The sequence below is a fragment of the Agromyces ramosus genome, assembly GCF_030817175.1.
GTDB lineage: Bacteria > Actinomycetota > Actinomycetes > Actinomycetales > Microbacteriaceae > Agromyces > Agromyces ramosus_A.
Map to the genome: position 1 here is coordinate 3,522,629 of NZ_JAUSYY010000001.1, position 21,025 is coordinate 3,543,653.

Below are 21,025 nucleotides of genomic sequence, written 5' to 3' on the forward strand. Positions count from 1 at the left end.
TGAAATCGAGGACAGTGAATGAGTGAGTTCAACAACACCGCAGGGCTCGTACTGCTTCCCGCAGTCGACGTGGCCGGCGGCAAAGCCGTCCGCCTGACCAAGGGCGAGGCAGGCACCGAGACGAACTACGGCGACCCGGTCGACGCGGCGGTCGACTGGGCCGACCAGGGCGCCGAATGGATCCACCTCGTCGACCTCGACGCGGCATTCGGTCGCGGGTCGAACGCGGGCATCCTGAAGAAGGTCATCCGCCAGGTGCGCGGCGTCAACGTCGAGCTGTCGGGCGGCATCCGCGACGACGAGTCGCTCGAGCACGCCCTCGCCATCGGCGCGAAGCGCATCAACCTCGGCACCGCGGCGCTCGAGAATCCCGAGTGGGCGGCATCCGTCATCGCCCAGTATGGCGAAGCCGTCGCGGTCGGACTCGACGTGCGCGGCACGACGCTCGCAGCCCGCGGGTGGACGCAGGAGGGCGGCGATCTCTGGCAGGTCATGGACCGCCTCGAAGAGGCCGGCGCCGCACGCTACGTCGTCACCGACGTGACGAAAGACGGAACCCTCCAGGGACCGAACCTCGAACTGCTCCGCCAGGTGATCGAGCGCACGCACCGCCCGGTCGTCGCCTCGGGCGGCGTCTCGAGCCTCGACGACCTCGTGGCCCTGCGCGAGCTCGTCCCGCTCGGGCTCGAGGGTGCCATCATCGGCAAGGCACTGTACGCCGGCGCGTTCACGCTGGCCGAGGCGTTGGATGTCGCCTCCCACTGAGCCGGGCGACGGCGAAGCGGATTCCGCGATCGCCGGGTCGCGCGGCGGCGCCGCCGATTCCGCGGGGGTGCCGTGGGCCGGACGCTCGTTCGCGCCGAATCCGCACGCCGCCGATAGCGGCGACGCCCCTGCGGCACTCGCCGATGCGCTCCGCCGCTTCCGCGCGGGCGAGGCGGGCCAAGCGGCCGTCGTGGCGGAGTTCGGCTCGGCCCGGCTCCTGATCCCGCTGCTCGCCGAGCTCGGCGACGGCGGAGCCGAGCTCGGCGAACACGGCCTCGCGGTCGACAAGAGCCAGGAGCTGTCGATCGTCACGGTCGAGGGGCCCGACGGGCGGAAGGTCCTGCCGGTGTTCGCCTCCGTCGCGGCGATGTCTCGATGGAACCCCGCTGCGCGCCCGGTTCCGGCCGACGGCGTGCGCGTGGCGCTTGCCGCAGCCGACGACGGCACCGACCTCGTGGTGCTCGATCCGGGCTCCGAGACGGAGTTCGTACTGCGACGACCGGCGGTCTGGGCGGTCGCGCAGTCGCACGAGTGGGTGCCGCCGTTCGAGTCTTCAGCCGTGCAGGCGGCATTCGCGCGATCGATCGAGCGCGAGCTCGCGGTACTCGGGGTGACGCTGCACGCGGGCGATCCCCACGCCCGGCTCGCCGGCCCCGAACTCATCGTGCGACTCGAGCTCATCGCGGGTCTCACGCGTGAGGAGCTCGATGCGATGACCGCTCGGCTCGCGCAGCGGTGGGCCGCCGACGATGTGATCGCGACATCCGTGGACTCCCTCACCGTGCGGCTCGTCGGCGGAGCCATTGACGCCTGAACAGGGTCGTTGACCCGTCGCGCGCCTCGGGCGACAATCGGATGGCGCGTCGGCGCGCGGAATCCAGGTGGATCATGGTCGATCACGGTGAGCAGCAGCGCAAACCTCAGTCTTCGTACGACGAGGTGCTCGGGGTCGCCGAGCACCACGCTCGAGCGTGGCTGTCGAGCGTGACCGAGCGTCCGATCCCGCCGAGGCTGCAGGCGGAGGAGATCAAGGATCGCCTCGGCCGTGAGCTTCCCGACGACGGCGAGCCGGCGACCGAGGTCATCGCCAGGCTGGCCGAGGGAACCGAGCCGGGCATGATCGCGATCGGCTCGCCGCGCTTCTACGGCTGGGTGATCGGCGGCACGCAGCCGGTCGCCCTCGCGGCCGACTGGCTCGTCTCGGCGTGGGACCAGAACACGGGCCTGCGAAAGATCACGCCCGCGGCGGTCGCCGTCGAGGAACTCGCGGGAGAGTGGCTCCTCGACATGCTCGGGCTGCCGTCCGAGAGCGAGGTCGGGTTCACCACCGGCGCGACGTTGGCCCAGTTCACGTGCCTGGCCGCGGCGCGCGACGAGGTGCTCCGACGTGCGGGCTGGGATGTCGAGACCGCGGGCCTCGCCGGCGGACCGCGCATCCGGTTCATCGTCGGCGAGGAGCGCCACGGCACGGTCGACCTCGCGGGCCGGTACCTCGGGCTCGGCTCGCCGACGGTGGTCGACTCCGACGAGCAGGGCCGAATCCGCGTCGACGCGTTGCGACGCGAGCTCGCTGCGAGCTCCGGGCCGGCGATCGTGCTGCTGCAGGCCGGGAACATCCATTCGGGCGCGTTCGACGACTTCGCCGAGGCGATCGCCATAGCGCATGAGGCCGATGCCTGGGTCCATGTCGACGGAGCGTTCGGGCTGTGGGCGGCCGCGTCGCCGAGGCTGCGCCACCTCGTCAGCGGCATGGAGGGCGCCGACTCCTGGTCGACCGACGCGCACAAGACGCTGAGCGTGCCGTACGACTGCGGCATCGCGATCGTGCGCGACGGACCTGCGATGCACCGTGCCCTCAGCATGCACGCGAGCTACCTGCAGGCCACCGACGTGGGGGCAGACCCGCACGAGAAGGTCCCCGAGCTCTCACGCCGAGCCAGGGGCATCCCCACGTGGGCGGTGCTCCGAGCACTCGGCCGCAGCGGCATCGCCCGCCTCGTCGAAGGGCTCGCGGATGCCGCGCGGGGCATCGCCGACGGTGTGGGGGCGCTCCCCGGCGTCGAGGTGCTGAACGACGTCGTCTTCACGCAGGTCTGCCTCACCCTCGACGACGACGCGACGACGGCCGCGCTCAGCGAGCACCTGTGGAACGAGGGCGAGGTGCTCGCGATGACCTCGCGCTGGCACGACCGCGCGGTCGTGCGCTTCTCGGTGAGCAACTGGGGCACGGATGCCGCGCAGGTGGCCCGCACGGTCGCCGCCGTCGAGCGTGCGATCGGCGAGGTGCGCACGGCGCGCTGAGGCGGCATCCGTCGCACACGACCGCGCTTCGCGGCGACCGCGTCGGTGGCATCCGCTTGAATGGAGTCATGACGCAGGCGCTCGACGCGTTCTCGCCCGCGACGCGGGCGTGGTTCACCGAGTCCTTCAGCGAGCCCACGGCCGTGCAACGCGGAGCGTGGGAGGCGATCGCCCGCGGCGACCACTCGCTCGTCGTCGCCCCCACGGGCTCGGGCAAGACGCTGGCGGCGTTCCTCTGGGCGATCGACCGCCTCCATCACGAGGGCGCCGACGCGAGCACCACCGGCACGCGCGTCGTCTACCTGTCGCCGCTGAAGGCGCTCGGCGTCGACGTCGAGCGAAACCTCCGTGCCCCGCTCGTGGGCATCGCCCGCACGGCGGCGGCTCATGGGCTCGAGGTGCCCGAGGTCAGCGTGGGCGTGCGCTCGGGCGACACGCCTCCGGCCGAACGTCGTGCACTCGTCGTTCACCCGCCCGAGATCCTCATCACGACCCCCGAGTCGCTTTATCTCATGCTCACCTCGGCGGCACGCGAGACCCTGCGCGGCGTGCAGACCGTCATCGTCGACGAGATCCACGCGCTCGCTGGCACCAAGCGGGGCTCGCACCTCGCCCTCTCGCTCGAGCGGCTCGACGAGCTCACGGCGCAGCCGGTGCAGCGCATCGGCCTCTCGGCGACCGTGCGACCGCACGAAGAGGTGGCGCGCTTCCTCTGCGGCGTGCGCCCCGTCTCGATCGTGGCGCCCCCCTCGGGCAAGCGGTTCGACCTGCGGGTCACCGTGCCGGTCGACGACCTGTCCGACCTCGCCGGCCAGACCGGCTCCGGCTCCGTGTGGCCGCACGTCGAGGAGGCGATCCTCGACGAGGTGCTCGCGCACCGCTCGACCATCGTGTTCGCGAACTCGCGGCGGCTCGCCGAGCGGCTGACGGCACGGCTCAACGAGCTCTGGGAGGAGCGGCAGCAGACGGCTGAAGAGCCGACGCTCGCGGTGGTCGGCGCGGCCGATCGAGCTCTTCCCGATGCCGCGGCATCCGTCCGCGACATCGCCGCCGGGCCCGCGCCGCTCGCCGCCGGCGCCGCCGAGTCGCCCGCACCCCCTCGTCCGCCGGCCGAGATGCCCGGAGGCTCGGGCCTTACGGGCGGTGCGCTTCCCGTGCTCGCCCGCTCCCACCACGGCTCCGTCAGCAAGGAGGAACGCGCCCTCGTCGAGGCCGACCTCAAGTCCGGGCGCCTGCGCTGCGTCGTCGCGACGTCGAGCCTCGAACTCGGCATCGACATGGGCGCGGTCGACCTCGTGATGCAGGTCGAGGCCCCACCGTCGGTCGCGAGCGGACTCCAGCGCATCGGGCGGGCCGGCCACCAGGTCGGCGAAGTGTCGAAGGGCGTGATCTTCCCGAAGCACCGAGCCGACGTGCTGCACTCCGCCGTCGTGGCCGAACGCATGCTCGGCGGCGCCATCGAAGAGCTGCGCATCCCCGCGAATCCGCTCGACGTGCTCGCCCAGCAGACGATCGCGGCGGCCGCGCTCGACGAGTGGGACGTCGAGGCGTGGTTCGAGCTCGTGCGTCGAGCCGCTCCCTTCGCGGCGCTGCCGCGCTCGGCGTTCGATGCGACACTCGACCTGCTCGCGGGTCGCTATCCGTCCGACCGGTTCGGCGAGCTCCGCCCGCGTCTCATCTGGGACCGCGATGCCGGCACGATCGTCGGTCGCCGCGGCGCGCAGCGGTTGGCCGTCACGAGCGGCGGCACGATTCCCGATCGCGGGCTCTTCGGCGTCTTCATGATCGGCGAGGCCGGGCCGGGCCGCCGGGTCGGCGAGCTCGACGAGGAGATGGTCTACGAGTCGCGCGTCGGCGACGTGTTCGCGCTCGGGGCCACGAGCTGGCGCATCCAGGAGATCACCCACGACCGCGTGCTCGTCTCGCCGGCATTCGGGGAGCCAGGGCGGCTGCCCTTCTGGAAGGGCGACGGCATCGGTCGGCCCGCCGAGCTCGGGGCCGCCATCGGCGGCTTCATCGCCGAGCTCGCGAGCGCCGAGGCATCCGACGCCCTCGCCCGCAGCCGGGCCGCGGGCCTCGACGAGCGTGCCGCAGCCAACCTCGTGGCGTTCATCGACGACCAGCGCACCGCGACCAGGGTCGTGCCCGATGCCACGAACCTCGTCGTCGAGCGGTTCCGCGACGAGCTCGGCGACTGGCGCATCGTGCTGCACTCGCCCTATGGCATGCGGGTGCACGCGCCGTGGGCGCTCGCCATCGGCACGCGGGTGCGCGAGCGCAGCGGCATCGACGCCAACGCCGTCGCGAGCGACGACGGCATCGTGCTGCGCATGCCCGACACGGGCGACGAGCCGCCCGGCGCCGAGCTCTTCGCCTTCGAGCCGGCTGAGCTCACCGAGCTCGTGACCCAGAACGTCGGCGGGTCGGCACTGTTCGCGGCACGGTTCCGTGAGTGCGCCGCCCGTGCGCTCATCCTGCCCCGCATCAATCCCGGCAAGCGGTCGCCGCTCTGGCAGCAGCGCCAGCGCGCAGCGCAACTCCTCGAAGTGGCTCGCGAGTTCCCCGAGTTCCCGATCGTGCTCGAGGCGGTGCGCGAGTGCCTGCAAGACGTCTACGACCTGCCGGCGCTCACCCGGCTCGCCGAGCGCATCGAGCGGCGCGAGCTGCGGTTCGTCGAGGTGTCGACCGAGACGCCGAGCCCCTTCGCATCGAGCCTGCTCTTCGGCTACGTGGGCGCGTTCATGTACGAGGGCGACGCGCCGCTCGCCGAACGCCGCGCGGCGGCCCTCTCGCTCGACCCCGCGCTCCTCGCCGAGCTGCTCGGCACCGTCGAGCTCCGTGAGCTGCTCGATCCCGAGGTGGTGGCCGAGGTCGAGCAGCAGCTGCAGCGCCTGCACCTCGACCGCCGCGCCCGCGGCGACGAGGGCGTGGCCGACCTGCTTCGCGACCTCGGGCCGCTCACAGGCGACGAGGTGTCGGCGAGGGTCGACGGCGAGACCGATGCCGCGGTCGCGCTCGAGGGCCTCGTGCGCGCGCGCCGCGCGGCGACCGTGCGCTTCGCCGGCGAGTCGTGGTTCGTCGCCGTCGAAGACGTGAGCCGGCTTCGCGACGCCCTCGGCGTGCCGATCCCGCCCGGGCTGCCCGAGGTGTTCGGCGAGCCCGTGCGCGACCCGCTCGGCGACCTCGTCGCGCGGTATGCCCGTACCCACGGCCCGTTCACGGCTACCGCGCTCGCCCAGCGGTTCGGCATCGGGCAGGTCGTCGCGTCGGCCGCGCTGGCTCGGCTCGGTGGCGAGCGACGCGTCGTCGAAGGCGAGTTCCTCCCGCAGGGCTCGGGCCTCGAGTGGTGCGACAGCGAGGTGCTGCGGCGCATCCGGCGCCGGTCGCTCGCGGCGCTGCGCAATGAGATCGAGCCGGTCGACCCACGCGACTTCGCGCGATTCCTGCCGGGCTGGCAGCACGTCGGCGCGCGGCTCCGTGGCATCGACGGAGTCGCGGCCGTCGTCGAGCAGCTCGAGGGTGCGCGCATCCCGGCGTCGGCATGGGAGGCCTACGTGCTCCCCGCGCGAGTCGACGACTACCGTCCGGGCATGCTCGACGAGCTCACCTCGTCGGGCGAGGTGCTCTGGGCGGGCGCCGGGTCGCTCGCCGGCGACGACGGCTGGATCAGCCTGCACCTGGCCGAGACCGCGGCGCTCACGCTCGCGCTGCCCGCGTCGGCGCCGCTCGACCCCATCGAGACCGAGATCATGGCGGTGCTCGGCGGGGGTGGCGGGTACTTCTTCCGGCAGCTCGTCGAGGCTGTCGGCGCCGACGACGACCGCGCGGTGGTCGACGCGCTCTGGCGGCTCGCGTGGGCGGGGCTGGTGACGAACGACACCTTCGCCGCGGTGCGCGGCCTGCTCATCGGAGGTGGCACCCACAAGACCGCGACGCCCACCCCGCGCGCTCGACTGCGCCCGGGCTCGCTGTCGCGGCGTTCGCTCGCCGCGAGCATGCAGTCGGGGCGTGCGGCGACCGCTCGGGCGAACCCACCGCGTGCGGCCGGTCGCTGGTCGGTGCTCCCGCTCGCGAGCTCGGCGGCGACGCCACGCGCCCATGCGTTCGGCGAGACCCTGCTCGAGCGTTACGGCGTCGTCACGCGCGGCTCGGTCGTCGCCGAGGGAGTGCTCGGCGGGTTCGCCCTGGCCTACCGCACACTGTCGGGTTTCGAAGAGACGGGGCGGGTGCGCCGCGGGTACTTCATCGACGGGCAGGGCGGTGCGCAGTTCGCCACGAGTCCCGCAGTCGACCGCTTGCGTGCCGCCCCGAAGGGCGAGGCGTTCGCACTCGCGGCCACCGACCCGGCGAACCCGTTCGGCGCCGCGCTCGACTGGCCCGAGCCGGTCGGCGAGGGCGCACATCGGCCGGCACGCAAATCGGGTGCCTTCGTGGCGATGGTCGATGGCGAGGCGGTGCTCTACCTCGAGCGCGGCGGGCGCACTGCGCTCGTCTTCAGCGACGACGACGAGGTCCTCGCGGCCGGCGCCGCTGCGCTCGCGGCGGTGCTGACGCGGGGGAGAACCGAGAAGCTGCGCGTCGAGACCGTGAACGGTGCGGCGGTGTTCGGGTCGGTGCTCGATCGCCCGCTCCGCGCGGCCGGATTCCGCGAGACGCCCAGGGGACTCCGCTTCGATGCCCGAGGGTGACACCGTCTTCCAGGCGGCGCGGCGCCTCGACGAGGCGCTCGCGGGTCGAGTCGTCACCCGTTCGGACTTCCGGGTGCCCTCGATCGCCACCGTCGACCTCGCCGGCGAGACCGTGCACTCGGTCGGCAGTCGCGGCAAGCACCTCCTGATGCGCATCGGCGACCAGGTCGTGCACTCGCATCTCAAGATGGAGGGCGAATGGCACGTCCACCGGCCCGGCGAGCGCTGGCGGCGTCCCGGATTCCAGGCGCGGGTCGTCATCGAGGTGCCGGATGCCGCCGCCGTCGGCTTCGACCTCGGCGTGCTCGAGATCTTCCCCGCCACTGAAGAGCACGACCGAATGGCCTACCTCGGCCCAGACCTGCTCGGCGACGACTGGAACCCGGCCGAGGCCGTGCGCCGTCTCGCGGCGCATCCCGAGGCGCCCGTCGCCGTGGCGCTCGGCGAGCAGCGCAACCTCGCGGGCCTCGGCAACGTCTACGTCAACGAACTGTGCTTCCTCCGAGGCATCCGACCCACGCGGCCGGTCGGCGACGTGGAGCTCGTGCCGCTCGTCGACCTGGCGAGCCGGGTCATCCGTGCGAACCGAGACCGCTTCTCTCGCACGACGACCGGCGACATGCGTCGAGGCCGGCAGCTCTGGGTCTACTCGCGTGGCGGTGAGCCGTGCCGGCGTTGCGGCACGCCGATCGAGCACGGTCGCCTCGGACGGAACGACCTCGAGCTCAGGGACACGTGGTGGTGCCCGAACTGCCAGCGGTAGCCGGGCGCGCAAGATCGGCTCGACCGGCAATGCTCAGGTGACCGGTCCGGTCCACTTCTCGCCTGGACCCTGGCCGATGGCATCGGGAATGGACGAGGCCTCCCGGAACGCCAGCTGCAGCGAGCGGAGCCCGTCGCGCAGCGAGCGTGCGTGCATGTCGCTGATCTCGGGCGCGCCGGCGGTGATGAGCCCGGCGAGGGCGTTGATGAGCTTGCGCGCCTCGTCGAGGTCGATCTGCCCGTCGGGGTCGTCGGCGAGCCCGACCTTCACGGCGGCGGCGCTCATGAGATGCACGGCGGCAGTGGTGATGATCTCGACCGCGGGGACCTCGGCGATGTCCCTGGTCGCCTCGTCGACGGCCTCGTGAGTGTCGTGGGCGGGCATGGACTCGTCTGAACTGTTGCTCACAGACATCCTCTGTTAGACTACTGCGGGCCCAGGGCCAGTCCCTGGTACGAAAGTGGAGATTCTCCCACCCGCGCATACCGCTTCATCAAGGTTACCGGGTCGATTGCACTCCGCTTCCGCGTCGCAAGGCACGGAAGTAGACAGGGTGCCGCAGTGCTACACGGTGTGATTCCGTGCGAGCATGCGTGGATCTTCCGCTCTCGTCGACGAGCGGCATCCGCCTCCCGTCGAGCGAAACAGCTTGAGTAGAGGAGTACACGCATCAGCGATCCCCGTACAAACGACCGTATCCGCGTTCCCGAGGTCCGCCTCGTGGGCCCTGGCGGAGAGCAGGTCGGCGTCGTGAAGATCGAGGTGGCCCTGCGGCTCGCGCAGGAGGCCGATCTCGATCTCGTCGAGGTCGCACCCAACTCCAAGCCGCCGGTCGCCAAGATCATGGACTACGGCAAGTACAAGTACGAGGCTGCGCAGAAGGCGAAAGAGGCCCGGCGCAACCAGGCGAACACGATCCTCAAAGAGGTTCGGTTCCGTCTCAAGATCGACAAGCACGACTACGAGACCAAGATGAAGCGCGCCATCGGCTTCCTGAAGGCCGGCGACAAGGTCAAGGCGATGATCCTGTTCCGCGGGCGCGAGCAGTCGCGCCCCGAGATGGGCGTGCGCCTCCTGCAGCGCTTCGCGGAAGACGTGGTGGAGTTCGGCACCGTCGAGCACAACCCCACCATCGACGGCCGCAACATGGTCATGGTCATCGCGCCCCACAAGAACAAGTCCGAGGCCAAGGCCGAGGCGAATGCACAGCGTGCTGCGGCGAAGGCCCGGCCGGCGGCAGATGCCGCGGCCGAGCCCGAGACGCAGACGGCCGAAGCCACCGAGGCATAGGCCAAACACCCCCGTCCGCCACTCGTGGCGGCAGAACCAAGGAGAAACACGAGATGCCGAAGCAGAAGACCCACTCCGGGTCCAAGAAGCGCTTCAAGATCACCGGCAGCGGCAAGATCAAGAAGCAGCAGGCCGGTATGCGCCACAACCTCGAGGTCAAGGCCTCGAAGCGCAAGGCCCGACTGAACCAGGACAAGGTCGTGTCGGCTCCCGACGCCAAGGTCATCAAGAAGCTTCTCGGCCGCTGAGCCGTCGGATTAAGGAAGAAACAGAGTCATGGCAAGAGTGAAGAGGGCGGTCAACGCCCACAAGAAGCGCCGGGTCATTCTCGAGCGCGCCGAAGGTTACCGCGGACAGCGGTCGCGCCTGTACCGCAAGGCGAAGGAGCAGGTCACCCACTCCCTCGTCTACTCGTACCGTGACCGTCGCCAGAAGAAGGGCGACTTCCGTCGCCTCTGGATCCAGCGAATCAACGCTGCGTCGCGTGCCAACGGCCTCACGTACAACCGCCTGATCCAGGGCCTCGGCCTTGCCGGCATCGAGGTCGACCGTCGCATCCTCGCCGAGCTCGCGGTTCACGAGCCGGCGACGTTCGCGGCGCTCGTCGAGTCCGCCAAGCAGGCGCTCCCGGCCGACACGTCGGCCCCGAAGACCGCGTAAGCGACTTCAGCTTCGAACGGCCCGGCACTCTCTGCGTGAAAGCAGGGCGTGCCGGGCCGTTTCCTGTTCCCGGCCGCGCCGCGGCCCGCGGCCTGAGCGACGACAGCCCGACCGATGCCAGACTGGTCGGGGTCGACGACAGGAGCAGCAGATGGGTGTGGAGAGCGCCGACGTGTACGACGTCGCCGTGATCGGGGCAGGACCGGCGGGAACCGCGGCAGCGTTGCGGGCGGCCGAGCTGGGCGCACGGGTCGTCGTCCTCGAGGCCGACCGCACGGGCGGGACCTGCGTCAACTCCGGGTGCGTCCCGACGCGCGTGCTCGCGAAGACCGCCCGCCTGATGCGGGAGGTCCGCACGGCCGACGAGTACGGCATCACGGTCAGCCGGCAGCGCATCGACTGGCCGTCGACCGTCGCGCGGGTCCGAGCCACCGTCGACCGGGTCCGATCCATCAAGCGCGAGGCTGAGCGATTCGCCGAGGCCGGCATCGATCTCCTGCTCGAGGGCCGGGCCCGGTTCTCCGGTGAGCACACCCTCGTGCTCGAGAGCGGCCGTCACGTCGAAGCGGCGACGGTCATCATCTGCGTCGGCGGGCATTCGCGGCGCCTTCCCGTCCCCGGCGCCGAACTCGCCACCGTCCCCGACGAGGTGCTCGACCTGCCGCACCTGCCCGAGCGGGTCGCGGTGATCGGCGCAGGCAACACCGGCGCGCAGCTGGCGACGGTCTTCGATTCCTTCGGGTCGGAGGTGACGTTGCTGGATGTCGCGCCGCGGGTGCTCATGGCGTCCGATCCGTCCATCTCCCAGGCCGTCGCCGCGGCATTCGCGGAGGACGGCATCGGGGTGCACGTCGGCATCGACGGCGTCGACTCGCTCCGGTCGGTCGATCACGGCATCGAGCTCGGCTGGCGCGCGAACGGGGCATCCGTCGCCCGCTCCTTCGACGCCGTGGTGATGGCCACCGGGTGGCCGGCCGCGACCGACGACCTCGGACTCGAGACCACCGGCGTGCGGGTCGAGCGGTCGTCGATCGTCGTCGACCAGTACTTCCGTACCTCGGTCTCCCACATCTTCGCGGTCGGTGACGCGAACGGCCACGACATGCTGGTGCAGGCCGCGCACTTCGAGGGCGAGGCCGCGGCCGAGAATGCAGTGCTCGGTGCCAACCGCCGGACGCCCCACCACCTCCTTCCGGCCGGCGGGTTCACCGACCCCGATTACGCGGGGGTCGGCTTGGCTGAACCCGAGGCCCGCGCCCGGGACCCGCACTGCGTCGTCGGTCGCGTCGACTACTCCGAGCTCGAGCGCGCCGTCATCGACGATCGCGAACGCGGCTTCCTGCTCCTCATCGCCGATCGACGGCGGGAGCTCATCCTCGGGGCGCACGCGGTCGGCGAGAACGCCGTGGAGGTCATCCAGTCGGTGACCACCGCGATGGCGGCCGGTGTGGATGTCGCGACCCTCGCCAGCGTCAAGTTCGCGTACCCGACCTACAGCGCCCTGATCGGCCTCGCGGCGCGGAAGCTCCTCGCCGCGTAGCAAGCCGGGCCGGCCCGGACGGCACCCATAGACTGGCCGCATGCTCGAGAACCCCAGGTCCCCGCGCGTGCGCGCCGTCGCCAAGCTCGCGAAGAAGGCGGCACGTGCCGAGAGCGGCCTCTTCCTGCTCGAGGGCCCGCAGGCCGTCGCCGAGGCGCTGCGGTTCCGTCCCGATCTCGTCGTCGAGCTGTATGGGACCCCGAGCGCGTTCGACCGCCACCCCGATATCGCCGAGGCGGCCGACCAGGCCGATGTCGATGTGGAGTTCGTCACCGAAGAGGTGCTCGACTCGATGGCCGACACCGTCACCCCCCAGGGCTTCGTCGCGGTCTGCAACCAGTTCCCGACCGCGCTGAAGGACATCTTCGCCGCCCGACCCCGCCTGGTCGCGATCCTCGAAGAGGTGCGCGACCCCGGCAACGCCGGCACCATCGTCAGGGCAGCGGATGCCGCGGGCGCCGACGCCGTCATCTTCTCGGGCCGCACCGTCGACCTCTACAACCCCAAGGTCGTCCGGTCGTCGACGGGCTCGATCTTCCACCTCCCGGTCGCGGTCGGCGCAGGCCTCGACAACGTGCTGGAGCGCGCCCGCGCGGCCGGCCTGACCGTGCTCGGTGCCGACGTCAAGGGCGAAGATCTCCTCGCCGCCCGCAACGACGGCGTGCTCGCGCAGCCGACGGCGTGGCTCTTCGGCAACGAGGCCCACGGACTCGACGACGAGCAGCTCGCGCTCACCGATCGGGTCGTCACCGTGCCCATCTACGGGCATGCGGAGTCGATGAACCTCGCCACTGCGGCATCCGTCTGCCTGTATGAGAGCGCCTTCGCGCAGCGCAGCACGGATCACGAATAGGTAACCACCGCGCCGTCCCTTGGCGCATCGCCGCTCGGAGCCCTAGTTTTGGGGGTATGGAGCCAACCCAGCAGGCGCCCGCGACGTCGAACATCTCGGTGCGTCGCGGCGAACCCCTCGTGGTCGTCGACCACGTCGAGAAGCACTTCGGCGAACTGCACGTGCTGAACGACATCAACACCGTCGTCAATCGCGGCGAAGTGGTCGTCGTCATCGGTCCGAGCGGCTCGGGCAAGTCGACGCTCTGCCGGGCCATCAACCGGCTCGAGACCATCGACTCCGGTTCGATCACGATCGATGGCCAGAAGCTCCCCGATGAAGGTGCCGAGCTCGCGAAGCTCCGAGCCGACGTCGGCATGGTCTTCCAGTCGTTCAACCTCTTCGCCCACAAGACGGTGCTCGAGAACGTCACCCTCGCACCCATCAGGGTGAAGAAGATGTCGCGCAAGGCCGCCGATGCGAGGGCGATGGAGATCCTCGAACGCGTCGGTGTCGCGAACCAGGCGAACAAGATGCCGGCGCAACTCTCGGGCGGCCAGCAGCAGCGCGTCGCGATCGCGCGTTCGCTCGCGATGAACCCGAAGCTCATCCTCATGGACGAGCCGACGAGCGCGCTCGACCCCGAGATGATCAACGAGGTGCTCGACGTCATGATCGGCCTCGCGAAAGACGGCATGACGATGATCGTCGTCACCCACGAGATGGGCTTCGCGCGCAAGGCGGCCGACCGCGTGCTGTTCATGGCCGACGGCAAGATCGTCGAAGAGGCGACCCCGGCGGAGTTCTTCGACAACCCGCAGTCCGACCGCGCGAAGGACTTCCTCTCAAAGATCCTCGAGCACTAGACCTCCGCTGCCACGAGCGGCGAGGAACACACCCCACACGAGAAGAGGCAGAGATATGAAACGCATGAGAATCGCACTCGTCGCAGCAGCGGCAGTGTCGGCACTCGCGCTCGCCGGCTGCGCCGGTGGCGACGGCGGCGGCGGAGAGGCCGAGCCCACGGCCGAGCCTGCCCCCACGTTCGACGAGGGCACCACGATGGCCCGACTCGCCGAGGCGGGCGAGATCAACGTCGGTACCAAGTTCGACCAGCCTCTGTTCGGTCTCGTCGGCCCTTCCGGCGTTCCCGAAGGCTTCGACGTCGAGATCGCCAAGATCATCGCCAGCGAGCTCGGCATCTCCGAGGACAACATCAACTGGACCGAGACGGTCTCGGCGAACCGCGAGCCGTTCATCCAGAACGGTGATGTCGACATCGTCGTGGCCACCTACACGATCAACGACAAGCGCAAGGAAGTCGTCTCGTTCGCCGGCCCGTACTACATGGCCGGACAGTCGATTCTCGTCCTCGCCGACAACGACGACATCGAGAGCGAAGAAGACCTCGTCGGCCAGCCGGTGTGCTCCGTGACCGGCTCGACGCCGGCCGCCAAGCTCGCCGAGATCGGCGCGGAGCCGGTGCTCACCGACACGTACTCGAACTGCCTCGAGCCGCTGCGCAGCGGCCAGGTCGTCGCAGTGTCGACCGACAACGTCATCCTCGCTGGCCTCGCTGCCCAGAACGAGGGCGAGTTCAAGGTCGTCGGCGAGCCCTTCACCGAGGAGCCCTACGGCATCGGCCTGGCGCTCGAGGACACCGAGTTCCGCAACTGGATCAACGACGTCCTCGAGGCGGCCTATGAAGACGGCCGCTACGAAGAGGCGTGGAACTCCACGGCCGGCACGGTGCTGCCGTTCGTCGAGCCGCCCGCTCCCGACCGCTACTGATCGGAACGCGGCCCGGGCGGTTTCCAACCGGCCCGGGCCGCGCCCCATCCCCACTGATCGAGAAGGAGGCGCGTGGACGCCGTCATCGAGAACCTGCCGACCTATTGGCGCGGCTTCAGCATGACGCTGCTGCTGCTCGGCGTGAGCGGCATCTCGGCCCTTGTGCTCGGCACGATCATCGCCTCCATGCGCATCTCCCCGGTGGCGTCGCTGCGCGGGTTCGCCACCGTCTACACGGAGCTCGTGCGGAACACCCCGCTCACGCTCGTCCTCTTCTTCACCGCGATCATCCTGCCGTATCTCGGTTCCCGGCTCGACTACGTCACGGCTGCCATGATCGGCCTCTCGGTCTACACGTCGCCGTTCGTCGCCGAGGCGCTCCGCTCGGGCATCAACGGCGTGCCCGTCGGGCAGGCCGAGGCGGCGCGGAGCGTCGGACTCGGGTTCGGCCAGACCGTCGGCCTCATCGTGATGCCGCAGGCGTTCCGCATGACGATCCCGCCGCTCATCAACGTGTTCATCGCCTTGACGAAGAACACCTCGGTGGCCGGCGGCTTCTTCGTCTTCGAACTCTTCGCCGCCACGCGTGAGCTCGCGAACGCGAACGGCGACGCCGTCATCGCGATCCTCCTGGGCGCCGCGACCCTCTACCTCGTGATCACTGTGCCGCTCGGCATCTTCGCGGGCCAACTCGAACGGAAATGGGTGGTGCAGCGATGAGCGGCTCGTCAGTCCTCTTCGATGTGCCGGGCCCCAAGGCGCGGCGCCTCTCGCTCATCTCCTCGATCGTCGCGGGCGTGCTCATCTTGGTGGGGCTCGGCTGGATCGCGATGACGCTTGCTGCTCCGCGCGAGAGCGGCGGCATCACGCTGCCCGGGTACTTCGATGGGAGCCGTTGGAACATCCTCGCCGACCCAGAGGTCTGGTCCTTCATCTTCTTCCAAGGCGTCCTCGGCACGCTCCGCGCGGCCCTGCTGGCCTCCGTCTTCGCGATCGTGCTCGGCATCATCTTCTCCCTGCTGCGCAGCTCTGAGATCGCGTGGATCCGAATTCCCACGGCGGTCGTGCTCGAGTTCCTCCGCGGCATGCCGGTGCTGCTGATGATGCTCTTCATCCTGCTCGTGCTGAGCACTGGGGCGTTCTGGGCGGTCGTCGCCGCGCTCTCGCTCTACAACGGCGCACTCATCGGCGAGGCACTCCGCGCCGGCCTCGCGGCCTTGCCGCGAGGACAGCGCGAGGCCGGACTCAGCCTCGGCATGCGGCCACTGCAGTCGAAGATGCTCGTCGAGTTCCCACAGGCATTCCGCCAGATGCTGCCGATCATCGTCGCGCAGCTCGTGGTGCTCCTGAAAGATACGTCGCTCGGCTACATCGTCGGGTACACCGAGTTGCTGCGCGTGACCATGAACAACCTCGCGAGCTTCTACGGCAACCGGTACCTGTTCACGTTCTTCGTCATCACGCTCGTGCTCTACCTGATCATGAACCTGTCGTTGTCGTGGTTCGCACGGTGGCTGTCGAAGCGCACCGCGAGCAAGTCGTCGGGCATTCGTCTCGACCCCGACGACCCCAACCAGGCGGTGCTCCTGGCAGAGGCCAACGCGGCAGCCCGTCAGTCGCACCCTGGCGGTGGCATCTGACGCCAGGCACGTAATGGTGCCCGGTAGACTCGTTCTTCGTGTCCGAGCCCCTCGAAATCACCGAGCCCGTCGTCCAATCGGCGGTCGATGCAGCCCTCGCGGCGATCGCGTCGGCCGGCGACTCCGCCGTGCTGAAGTCCGTTCGCACCGAGCACACCGGCGAGAAGTCGACGCTGGCGCTCCTGAACGCCGAGCTGCGCAATGTGCCGAACGACCAGAAGGCCGCGCTGGGCAAGCTCGTCGGCGGCGCGCGTGCCCGTGTGAACCAGGCGTTCGCGGCACGCGAGGCCGAGATCGTCGAGGCCGAGGCGGCCGCACAGCTCGAGGCCGAGACGGTCGATGTCACGGCGCTGCCGTCGCGCTACACCGCGGGCGCGCGGCATCCGCTGTCCCTCCTGCAGGACCGCGTCTGCGACGTGTTCACGGGCATGGGCTGGGAGATCGCCGAGGGCCCAGAGGTCGAGAGCGAGTGGTTCAACTTCGACGCGCTGAACTTCGACGCCGACCACCCGGCGCGCGCCATGCAGGACACGTTCTTCGTCGACCCGCCCGAAGCGCACCTCGTGCTGCGCACGCACACGAGCCCGGTGCAGATCCGCTCGATGCTCGAGCGCGAGCTGCCGCTCTACGTGCTCGCCCCGGGCCGCGTGTACCGCACCGACGAGTTCGACGCCACGCACCTGCCGGTGTTCATGCAGTTCGAGGGCGTCGCCGTCGACAAGGGGCTCACGATGGCGCACCTGAAGGGCACCCTCGACCACTTCGTCAAGGCGATCTTCGGCGACGAGGCCAAGATCCGCCTGCGTCCGAGCTTCTTCCCCTTCACCGAGCCGAGCGCCGAGCTCGACTTCTGGCACCCGACCTTCAAGGGCGGTGCGCGCTGGATCGAGTGGGGCGGCTGCGGCATGATGCACCCGAACGTGCTCAAGTCGGCGGGCATCGACCCCGAGGTCTACACCGGGTTCGCGTTCGGCATGGGCGTCGAGCGCGGCCTCATGCTCCGCAACGACGTGCAGGACATGCGCGAAATGGTCGAGGGAGACATCCGTTTCTCCCAGCAGTTCGGAATGGTGGTCTAGAAGATGCGAGTGCCACTCAGCTGGCTCGCCGAGTACGTCGAACTCGTGCCGGGCACGACGCCCGAAGACGTGCACGCCGCCCTCGTCAAGGTCGGTCTCGAAGAGGAAGACGTGCACACCTTCGAGCTCGAGGGCCCGATCGTCGTGGGCGAGGTGCTCGAGTTCGTCGAGGAGCCGCAGTCCAACGGCAAGACCATCCGCTGGTGCCAGGTGCGCGTCGCGCCCGAGGGCGAAATGGCGGCCGACGGTGGCGAGGCCGTGCACGGCATCGTCTGCGGTGCCCGCAACTTCTTCCCCGGCGACAAGGTCGTCGTGACGCTGCCCGGTGCCGTGCTGCCCGGCCCGTTCCCGATCGCCGCACGCAAGACCTACGGGCACGTCTCCGACGGCATGATCGCCTCGGCACGCGAGCTCGGCCTCGGCGACGACCACGACGGCATCCTGCGGCTCTCGACGCTCGGCATCGATGCGCCGGTCGGCACCGATGCCATCGCGCTCCTCGGCCTCGACGACGCAGCGGTCGAGATCAACGTCACGCCCGACCGCGGCTACGCGTTCTCGATCCGCGGTGTCGCCCGTGAGTACGCCCACGCGACCGGTGCGAAGTTCCGCGACCCGGTCGAACAGGTCATGGCCACGGATGCCACGGCCGACGGGTTCTCCGTCGTCATCGACGATGCCGCCCCGATCCGCGGCAAGGCCGGCTCCGCCGTCTTCGCGACGCGCATCGTGCGCGGCGTCGACCCCTCGCGCCCGACCCCCGCCTGGATGATCGCGCGACTGAAGCTCGCGGGCATCCGATCGATCTCCCTGCTCGTCGACATCACGAACTACGTCATGCTCGAGCTCGGGCAGCCGATCCACGGGTACGACCTCGACGCGTTGCGCGGCGGCATCCGCGTGCGACGTGCGACCCCGGGGGAGAAGCTCACGACGCTCGACGGCAAGGAGCGCACGCTCCACGTCGAAGACCTCGTCGTCACCGACGATCGCGGACCGATCGGCCTCGGCGGCGTCATGGGCGGGGCCGAGACCGAGATGGGCGACGCGACCCGCAACGTGCTCATCGAGGCGGCGAACTGGGACCCGGTGTCGATCGCCCGCACGGCGCGCCGACACAAGCTGCCGAGTGAGGCGGCGAAGCGTTACGAGCGTGGCGTCGACCCCGAGATCCCGCCCGCCGCGGTGTCCCGCGTCGCCCAGCTGATGGTCGACCTCGCTGGCGGCACGGCCGACGATGGTGGTTCGCTGATTCACGAGGCGCCCGCGCGCGACGCGATCGAGCTCCCGCACGGCTTCGTGTCGAACCTCATCGGCGTCGAGTACACCGAAGACGAGGTGCACGACGCGCTCGCCGAGATCGGCGGCGTCGTCACGCCGACCGGCGACGGCTTCGCCGTGGTGCCGCCCTCCTGGCGCCCCGATCTGACCGGCAAGGCCGAGCTCGCCGAGGAGGTCGCGCGACTCGTCGGCTACCACCGCATCCCCTCCGTGCTGCCCGTCGCCCCTCCGGGTCGCGGGCTCACCCGCTCGCAGCGCCTTCGCCGCCAGGCGGCCGACGTGCTCGCGGGCGCCGGCTCGACCGAGGTGCTCTCCTTCCCGTTCGCGACGGCCGACGAGAACGCCCTGTTCGGCAGCGCCGACGGTGCGGCCGTGGCATCCGTGCGCCTCGCGAACCCGATTGATGCCACCGCGCCCTTCCTTCGCCGTTCACTCATCCCCGGCCTCATGGCCGCGGCCCGACGCAACCTGTCCCGTGGACTCACCGACCTGGACCTCTTCGAGCTCGGCACGGTGTTCCTGCCCGAGACCGGCCGCACCTACGGGTCGGCTGAGCTTCCGGCCGGCGACGCGCGGCCCGACGACGAGGTGCTCGCGGCCCTCGATGCCGGCATCCCAGCGCAACCGCGGCATCTCGCCGTGCTGATCCTCGGCGAGGTCGTGTCGAAGCAGCCCGGCCAGGCCGCGGTGCCCGCCGGCATCGCCGACGCGCTCGACGCGGTGCGCCGGGTCGCGCTCGCGACCGGCGCCGAGATCGAGATCGTGCAGGGCTCGCACGCGGCACTCCACCCCGGACGCACGGCCGAACTTCGCGTCGCCGGGCAGGTGGTCGGTCACGCCGGCGAACTGCTGCCCGCCATCGCCGAGGAAGCCGACCTGCCGCGGGTCGTCGCGGTCGTCGAGCTCGACCTCGACGCGGTGATCGCGCTCACCGAGCCCGGTGTCGAAGCACGATCGATCGGCACGCTGCCCGCGGCGACGCAAGACCTCTCGCTGATCGTCGCCGCCGACGTGCCCGCCGCGGCAGTGGCCGCTGCCGTGCGCGAGGGCGCGGGGGAGCTCCTCGAGCATCTCAGCCTCGTCGACGACTACCGCGGACCGGGCGTCACCGAGGGCTCGAAGAGCCTGACGTTCGCCCTGCGGTTCCGGGCATCCGACCGCACGCTCACGGCCGCCGAGGCGAGCGAGGCGAAGCTCGCCGGCGCAGCGCTCGCGGCCGAGCGCGCGGGCGCGTCGATTCGCGAGTAGCCCTTCGGCTGCGACGGTGTCCGGGCGGCGTGGCGAACGCCGTCCGGACCCGTCGGTATTCCGCCGGTCAGCTGCCGTAGCGCTCGATCAGCCGCTCGAAGGTGGCATCGAGCTCAGGGTCGACGACCCGCCGCGAGGCATCCGCGTCGTGCCACTCGACCATCTCGCGGGCACCCTGCCAGAACGGGGTGACGGCTCGGTACTCGGGCACGAGCGCCTTCACCTTGGCGTTGTCGAAGATCACCGAGTGCGACTTGTCGCCGACGAGGCCGGGCCCGTCCTCGGGCAGCGCACGCGCGATCGCGTCGCTCGCGATGTGCACCGGCCGGAACTCGGCGCCGGCCGCACGAGCGAGCAGCTCCGTGACCTGGTTCCACGTGAGCACCTCGTCGGAGGTGATCTGGAACGCCTCGCCGAGCGCCCGGTCGTTGCCGAGCAGCCCGACGAAGGCGACGGCGAAGTCGCGCGTGTGCGTGAGGGTCCAGAGACTCGTGCCGTCGCCGTGCACGACGACGGGAAGCCCGCGGCGCATCCGGTCGATCGCGGTCCACCCGCCGAGGATCGGAATGCTCGTGCCGTCGTAGGTGTGCGAGGGGCGGATGATCGTGACGGGGAAGCCGCGCTCGCGGTACGCGGCGACGAGCAGGTCTTCGCTCGCGATCTTGTCGCGCGAGTACTGCCAGTACGGATTCCGGAGCGGCGTCGATTCGGTGATCGGCAGCCGGGCCACGGGCTTCTGATACGCCGAGGCCGACGAGATGTAGACGTACTGCCCGCACCGCCCGTCGAAGAGCTCGATGTCGCGCGCGACCTGCTCGGGCGAGAACGACCGGAAGTTCGCGACCACGTCGAACGTCTCGTCGCCGATCGCGGCGGCGACGGATGCCGCGTCATGCGCGTCGCCGACGAGGTGGCGCACCCCGGCGACCGGTGGCCGCAGCGTGCTGCGACCGCGGTTGAGCAACGTGAGCTCGTCGCCGCGGGCGACCACGCGGGCGCTCGCCGCGGAACTGATGATGCCGTTGCCGCCGATGAACAGGATGCGCAGGGCCATGGGAGATCCTCCTGGGAACGATGGGAGCCCGTGGTCGGGCGGTCAGCCCGAGCCTATGCCTGCCGTCGGGCCCGGCCGCGGCGGGTCGTCACA

Annotated in this window: 18 protein-coding genes; 16 read left to right on the plus strand and 2 right to left on the minus strand. The window is 70.5% G+C overall.

Features of this window, described 5'->3' with window-relative positions; genetic code table 11:
* Nucleotides 1-18 precede the first annotated feature (18 nt).
* The 5 genes from priA (at nucleotide 19) to QFZ26_RS16535 (ending at nucleotide 8,517) form a co-directional block, all read left to right on the plus strand.
* Complete coding sequence (priA, locus tag QFZ26_RS16515; RefSeq protein ID WP_307044045.1) at nucleotides 19-765, plus strand: bifunctional 1-(5-phosphoribosyl)-5-((5-phosphoribosylamino)methylideneamino)imidazole-4-carboxamide isomerase/phosphoribosylanthranilate isomerase PriA; 747 nt, start codon at nucleotides 19-21, stop codon at nucleotides 763-765.
* Nucleotides 749-1,579, plus strand: coding sequence for an SseB family protein (locus tag QFZ26_RS16520; RefSeq protein WP_307044047.1), 831 nt, complete (start codon nucleotides 749-751; stop codon nucleotides 1,577-1,579). Before priA ends, QFZ26_RS16520 begins: the two co-directional genes overlap by 17 nt.
* A gap of 74 nt (nucleotides 1,580-1,653) precedes the next feature.
* Nucleotides 1,654-3,066, plus strand: coding sequence for a pyridoxal phosphate-dependent decarboxylase family protein (locus tag QFZ26_RS16525; RefSeq protein WP_307044049.1), 1,413 nt, complete (start codon nucleotides 1,654-1,656; stop codon nucleotides 3,064-3,066).
* A gap of 68 nt (nucleotides 3,067-3,134) precedes the next feature.
* Nucleotides 3,135-7,754: an Lhr family ATP-dependent helicase gene (locus tag QFZ26_RS16530; protein WP_307044051.1), complete on the plus strand. Its 4,620-nt coding sequence runs from the start codon at nucleotides 3,135-3,137 to the stop codon at nucleotides 7,752-7,754.
* Nucleotides 7,741-8,517 (plus strand): DNA-formamidopyrimidine glycosylase family protein, encoded by a 777-nt coding sequence (locus QFZ26_RS16535; RefSeq protein WP_307044052.1) that lies wholly within the window; start codon nucleotides 7,741-7,743, stop codon nucleotides 8,515-8,517. The genes QFZ26_RS16530 and QFZ26_RS16535 overlap by 14 nt, the downstream gene beginning before the upstream one ends.
* Nucleotides 8,518-8,550: 33 nt before the next feature.
* Here QFZ26_RS16535 and QFZ26_RS16540 read toward each other — a convergent pair whose 3' ends face one another.
* The gene (locus tag QFZ26_RS16540; RefSeq protein ID WP_307045116.1) at nucleotides 8,551-8,901 is read right to left on the minus strand and encodes a DUF1844 domain-containing protein; all 351 of its coding nucleotides are present in this window, start codon (nucleotides 8,899-8,901) and stop codon (nucleotides 8,551-8,553) included.
* Nucleotides 8,902-9,186: 285 nt separating this feature from the next.
* Here QFZ26_RS16540 and infC point away from each other — a divergent pair, with 285 nt between their 5' ends.
* From infC to pheT, 11 genes are all read left to right on the plus strand, one after another.
* Nucleotides 9,187-9,807, plus strand: coding sequence for a translation initiation factor IF-3 (infC, locus tag QFZ26_RS16545; RefSeq protein WP_307045118.1), 621 nt, complete (start codon nucleotides 9,187-9,189; stop codon nucleotides 9,805-9,807).
* Nucleotides 9,808-9,860: 53 nt separating this feature from the next.
* Nucleotides 9,861-10,055, plus strand: a complete 195-nt coding sequence (gene rpmI / locus QFZ26_RS16550) for a 50S ribosomal protein L35 (RefSeq protein WP_055858832.1) — start codon at nucleotides 9,861-9,863, stop codon at nucleotides 10,053-10,055.
* Between the two features lie 28 nt (nucleotides 10,056-10,083).
* Complete coding sequence (gene rplT / locus QFZ26_RS16555) at nucleotides 10,084-10,467, plus strand: 50S ribosomal protein L20 (protein ID WP_307044056.1); 384 nt, start codon at nucleotides 10,084-10,086, stop codon at nucleotides 10,465-10,467.
* A gap of 151 nt (nucleotides 10,468-10,618) precedes the next feature.
* A complete protein-coding gene (locus QFZ26_RS16560) occupies nucleotides 10,619-12,007 on the plus strand; it encodes a dihydrolipoyl dehydrogenase family protein (protein WP_307044058.1) in 1,389 nt (462 codons plus the stop codon).
* 40 nt (nucleotides 12,008-12,047) lie between these two features.
* The gene (locus QFZ26_RS16565) at nucleotides 12,048-12,860 is read left to right on the plus strand and encodes a TrmH family RNA methyltransferase (RefSeq protein WP_307044060.1); all 813 of its coding nucleotides are present in this window, start codon (nucleotides 12,048-12,050) and stop codon (nucleotides 12,858-12,860) included.
* 56 nt (nucleotides 12,861-12,916) lie between these two features.
* Entirely contained in the window at nucleotides 12,917-13,705 is a 789-nt protein-coding gene (locus QFZ26_RS16570) for an amino acid ABC transporter ATP-binding protein (RefSeq protein WP_307044062.1), read from the plus strand.
* 55 nt (nucleotides 13,706-13,760) lie between these two features.
* Nucleotides 13,761-14,630, plus strand: a complete 870-nt coding sequence (locus QFZ26_RS16575) for a glutamate ABC transporter substrate-binding protein (protein WP_307044064.1) — start codon at nucleotides 13,761-13,763, stop codon at nucleotides 14,628-14,630.
* A gap of 72 nt (nucleotides 14,631-14,702) precedes the next feature.
* The gene (locus tag QFZ26_RS16580; RefSeq protein WP_307044066.1) at nucleotides 14,703-15,350 is read left to right on the plus strand and encodes an amino acid ABC transporter permease; all 648 of its coding nucleotides are present in this window, start codon (nucleotides 14,703-14,705) and stop codon (nucleotides 15,348-15,350) included.
* Nucleotides 15,347-16,270 carry an amino acid ABC transporter permease gene (locus QFZ26_RS16585; protein WP_307044068.1) on the plus strand — a complete coding sequence of 308 codons (924 nt, stop codon included), beginning with the start codon at nucleotides 15,347-15,349 and terminating at the stop codon, nucleotides 16,268-16,270. Before QFZ26_RS16580 ends, QFZ26_RS16585 begins: the two co-directional genes overlap by 4 nt.
* Nucleotides 16,271-16,308: 38 nt before the next feature.
* On the plus strand, nucleotides 16,309-17,349 hold the full coding sequence (gene pheS, locus QFZ26_RS16590; RefSeq protein WP_307044070.1) for a phenylalanine--tRNA ligase subunit alpha: 1,041 nt from the start codon (nucleotides 16,309-16,311) through the stop codon (nucleotides 17,347-17,349).
* A 3-nt stretch (nucleotides 17,350-17,352) separates the two neighbouring features.
* The gene (gene pheT, locus QFZ26_RS16595) at nucleotides 17,353-19,878 is read left to right on the plus strand and encodes a phenylalanine--tRNA ligase subunit beta (RefSeq protein WP_307044072.1); all 2,526 of its coding nucleotides are present in this window, start codon (nucleotides 17,353-17,355) and stop codon (nucleotides 19,876-19,878) included.
* A gap of 67 nt (nucleotides 19,879-19,945) precedes the next feature.
* Here the strand turns inward: pheT and QFZ26_RS16600 are convergent, their stop codons facing one another.
* On the minus strand, nucleotides 19,946-20,932 hold the full coding sequence (locus tag QFZ26_RS16600) for an NAD-dependent epimerase/dehydratase family protein (RefSeq protein WP_307044075.1): 987 nt from the start codon (nucleotides 20,930-20,932) through the stop codon (nucleotides 19,946-19,948).
* Between the last annotated feature and the right edge of the window lie 93 nt (nucleotides 20,933-21,025).

Coding starts and splice junctions, on each gene's coding strand:
- priA (WP_307044045.1), top strand. CDS start 19: ATGAGTGAGTTCAACAACACCGCAGGGCTCGTACTGCTTCCCGCAGTC.
- QFZ26_RS16520 (WP_307044047.1), top strand. CDS start 749: ATGTCGCCTCCCACTGAGCCGGGCGACGGCGAAGCGGATTCCGCGATC.
- QFZ26_RS16525 (WP_307044049.1), top strand. CDS start 1,654: ATGGTCGATCACGGTGAGCAGCAGCGCAAACCTCAGTCTTCGTACGAC.
- QFZ26_RS16530 (WP_307044051.1), top strand. CDS start 3,135: ATGACGCAGGCGCTCGACGCGTTCTCGCCCGCGACGCGGGCGTGGTTC.
- QFZ26_RS16535 (WP_307044052.1), top strand. CDS start 7,741: ATGCCCGAGGGTGACACCGTCTTCCAGGCGGCGCGGCGCCTCGACGAG.
- QFZ26_RS16540 (WP_307045116.1), bottom strand. CDS start 8,901: ATGCCCGCCCACGACACTCACGAGGCCGTCGACGAGGCGACCAGGGAC.
- rpmI (WP_055858832.1), top strand. CDS start 9,861: ATGCCGAAGCAGAAGACCCACTCCGGGTCCAAGAAGCGCTTCAAGATC.
- rplT (WP_307044056.1), top strand. CDS start 10,084: ATGGCAAGAGTGAAGAGGGCGGTCAACGCCCACAAGAAGCGCCGGGTC.
- QFZ26_RS16560 (WP_307044058.1), top strand. CDS start 10,619: ATGGGTGTGGAGAGCGCCGACGTGTACGACGTCGCCGTGATCGGGGCA.
- QFZ26_RS16565 (WP_307044060.1), top strand. CDS start 12,048: ATGCTCGAGAACCCCAGGTCCCCGCGCGTGCGCGCCGTCGCCAAGCTC.
- QFZ26_RS16570 (WP_307044062.1), top strand. CDS start 12,917: ATGGAGCCAACCCAGCAGGCGCCCGCGACGTCGAACATCTCGGTGCGT.
- QFZ26_RS16575 (WP_307044064.1), top strand. CDS start 13,761: ATGAAACGCATGAGAATCGCACTCGTCGCAGCAGCGGCAGTGTCGGCA.
- QFZ26_RS16585 (WP_307044068.1), top strand. CDS start 15,347: ATGAGCGGCTCGTCAGTCCTCTTCGATGTGCCGGGCCCCAAGGCGCGG.
- pheT (WP_307044072.1), top strand. CDS start 17,353: ATGCGAGTGCCACTCAGCTGGCTCGCCGAGTACGTCGAACTCGTGCCG.
- QFZ26_RS16600 (WP_307044075.1), bottom strand. CDS start 20,932: ATGGCCCTGCGCATCCTGTTCATCGGCGGCAACGGCATCATCAGTTCC.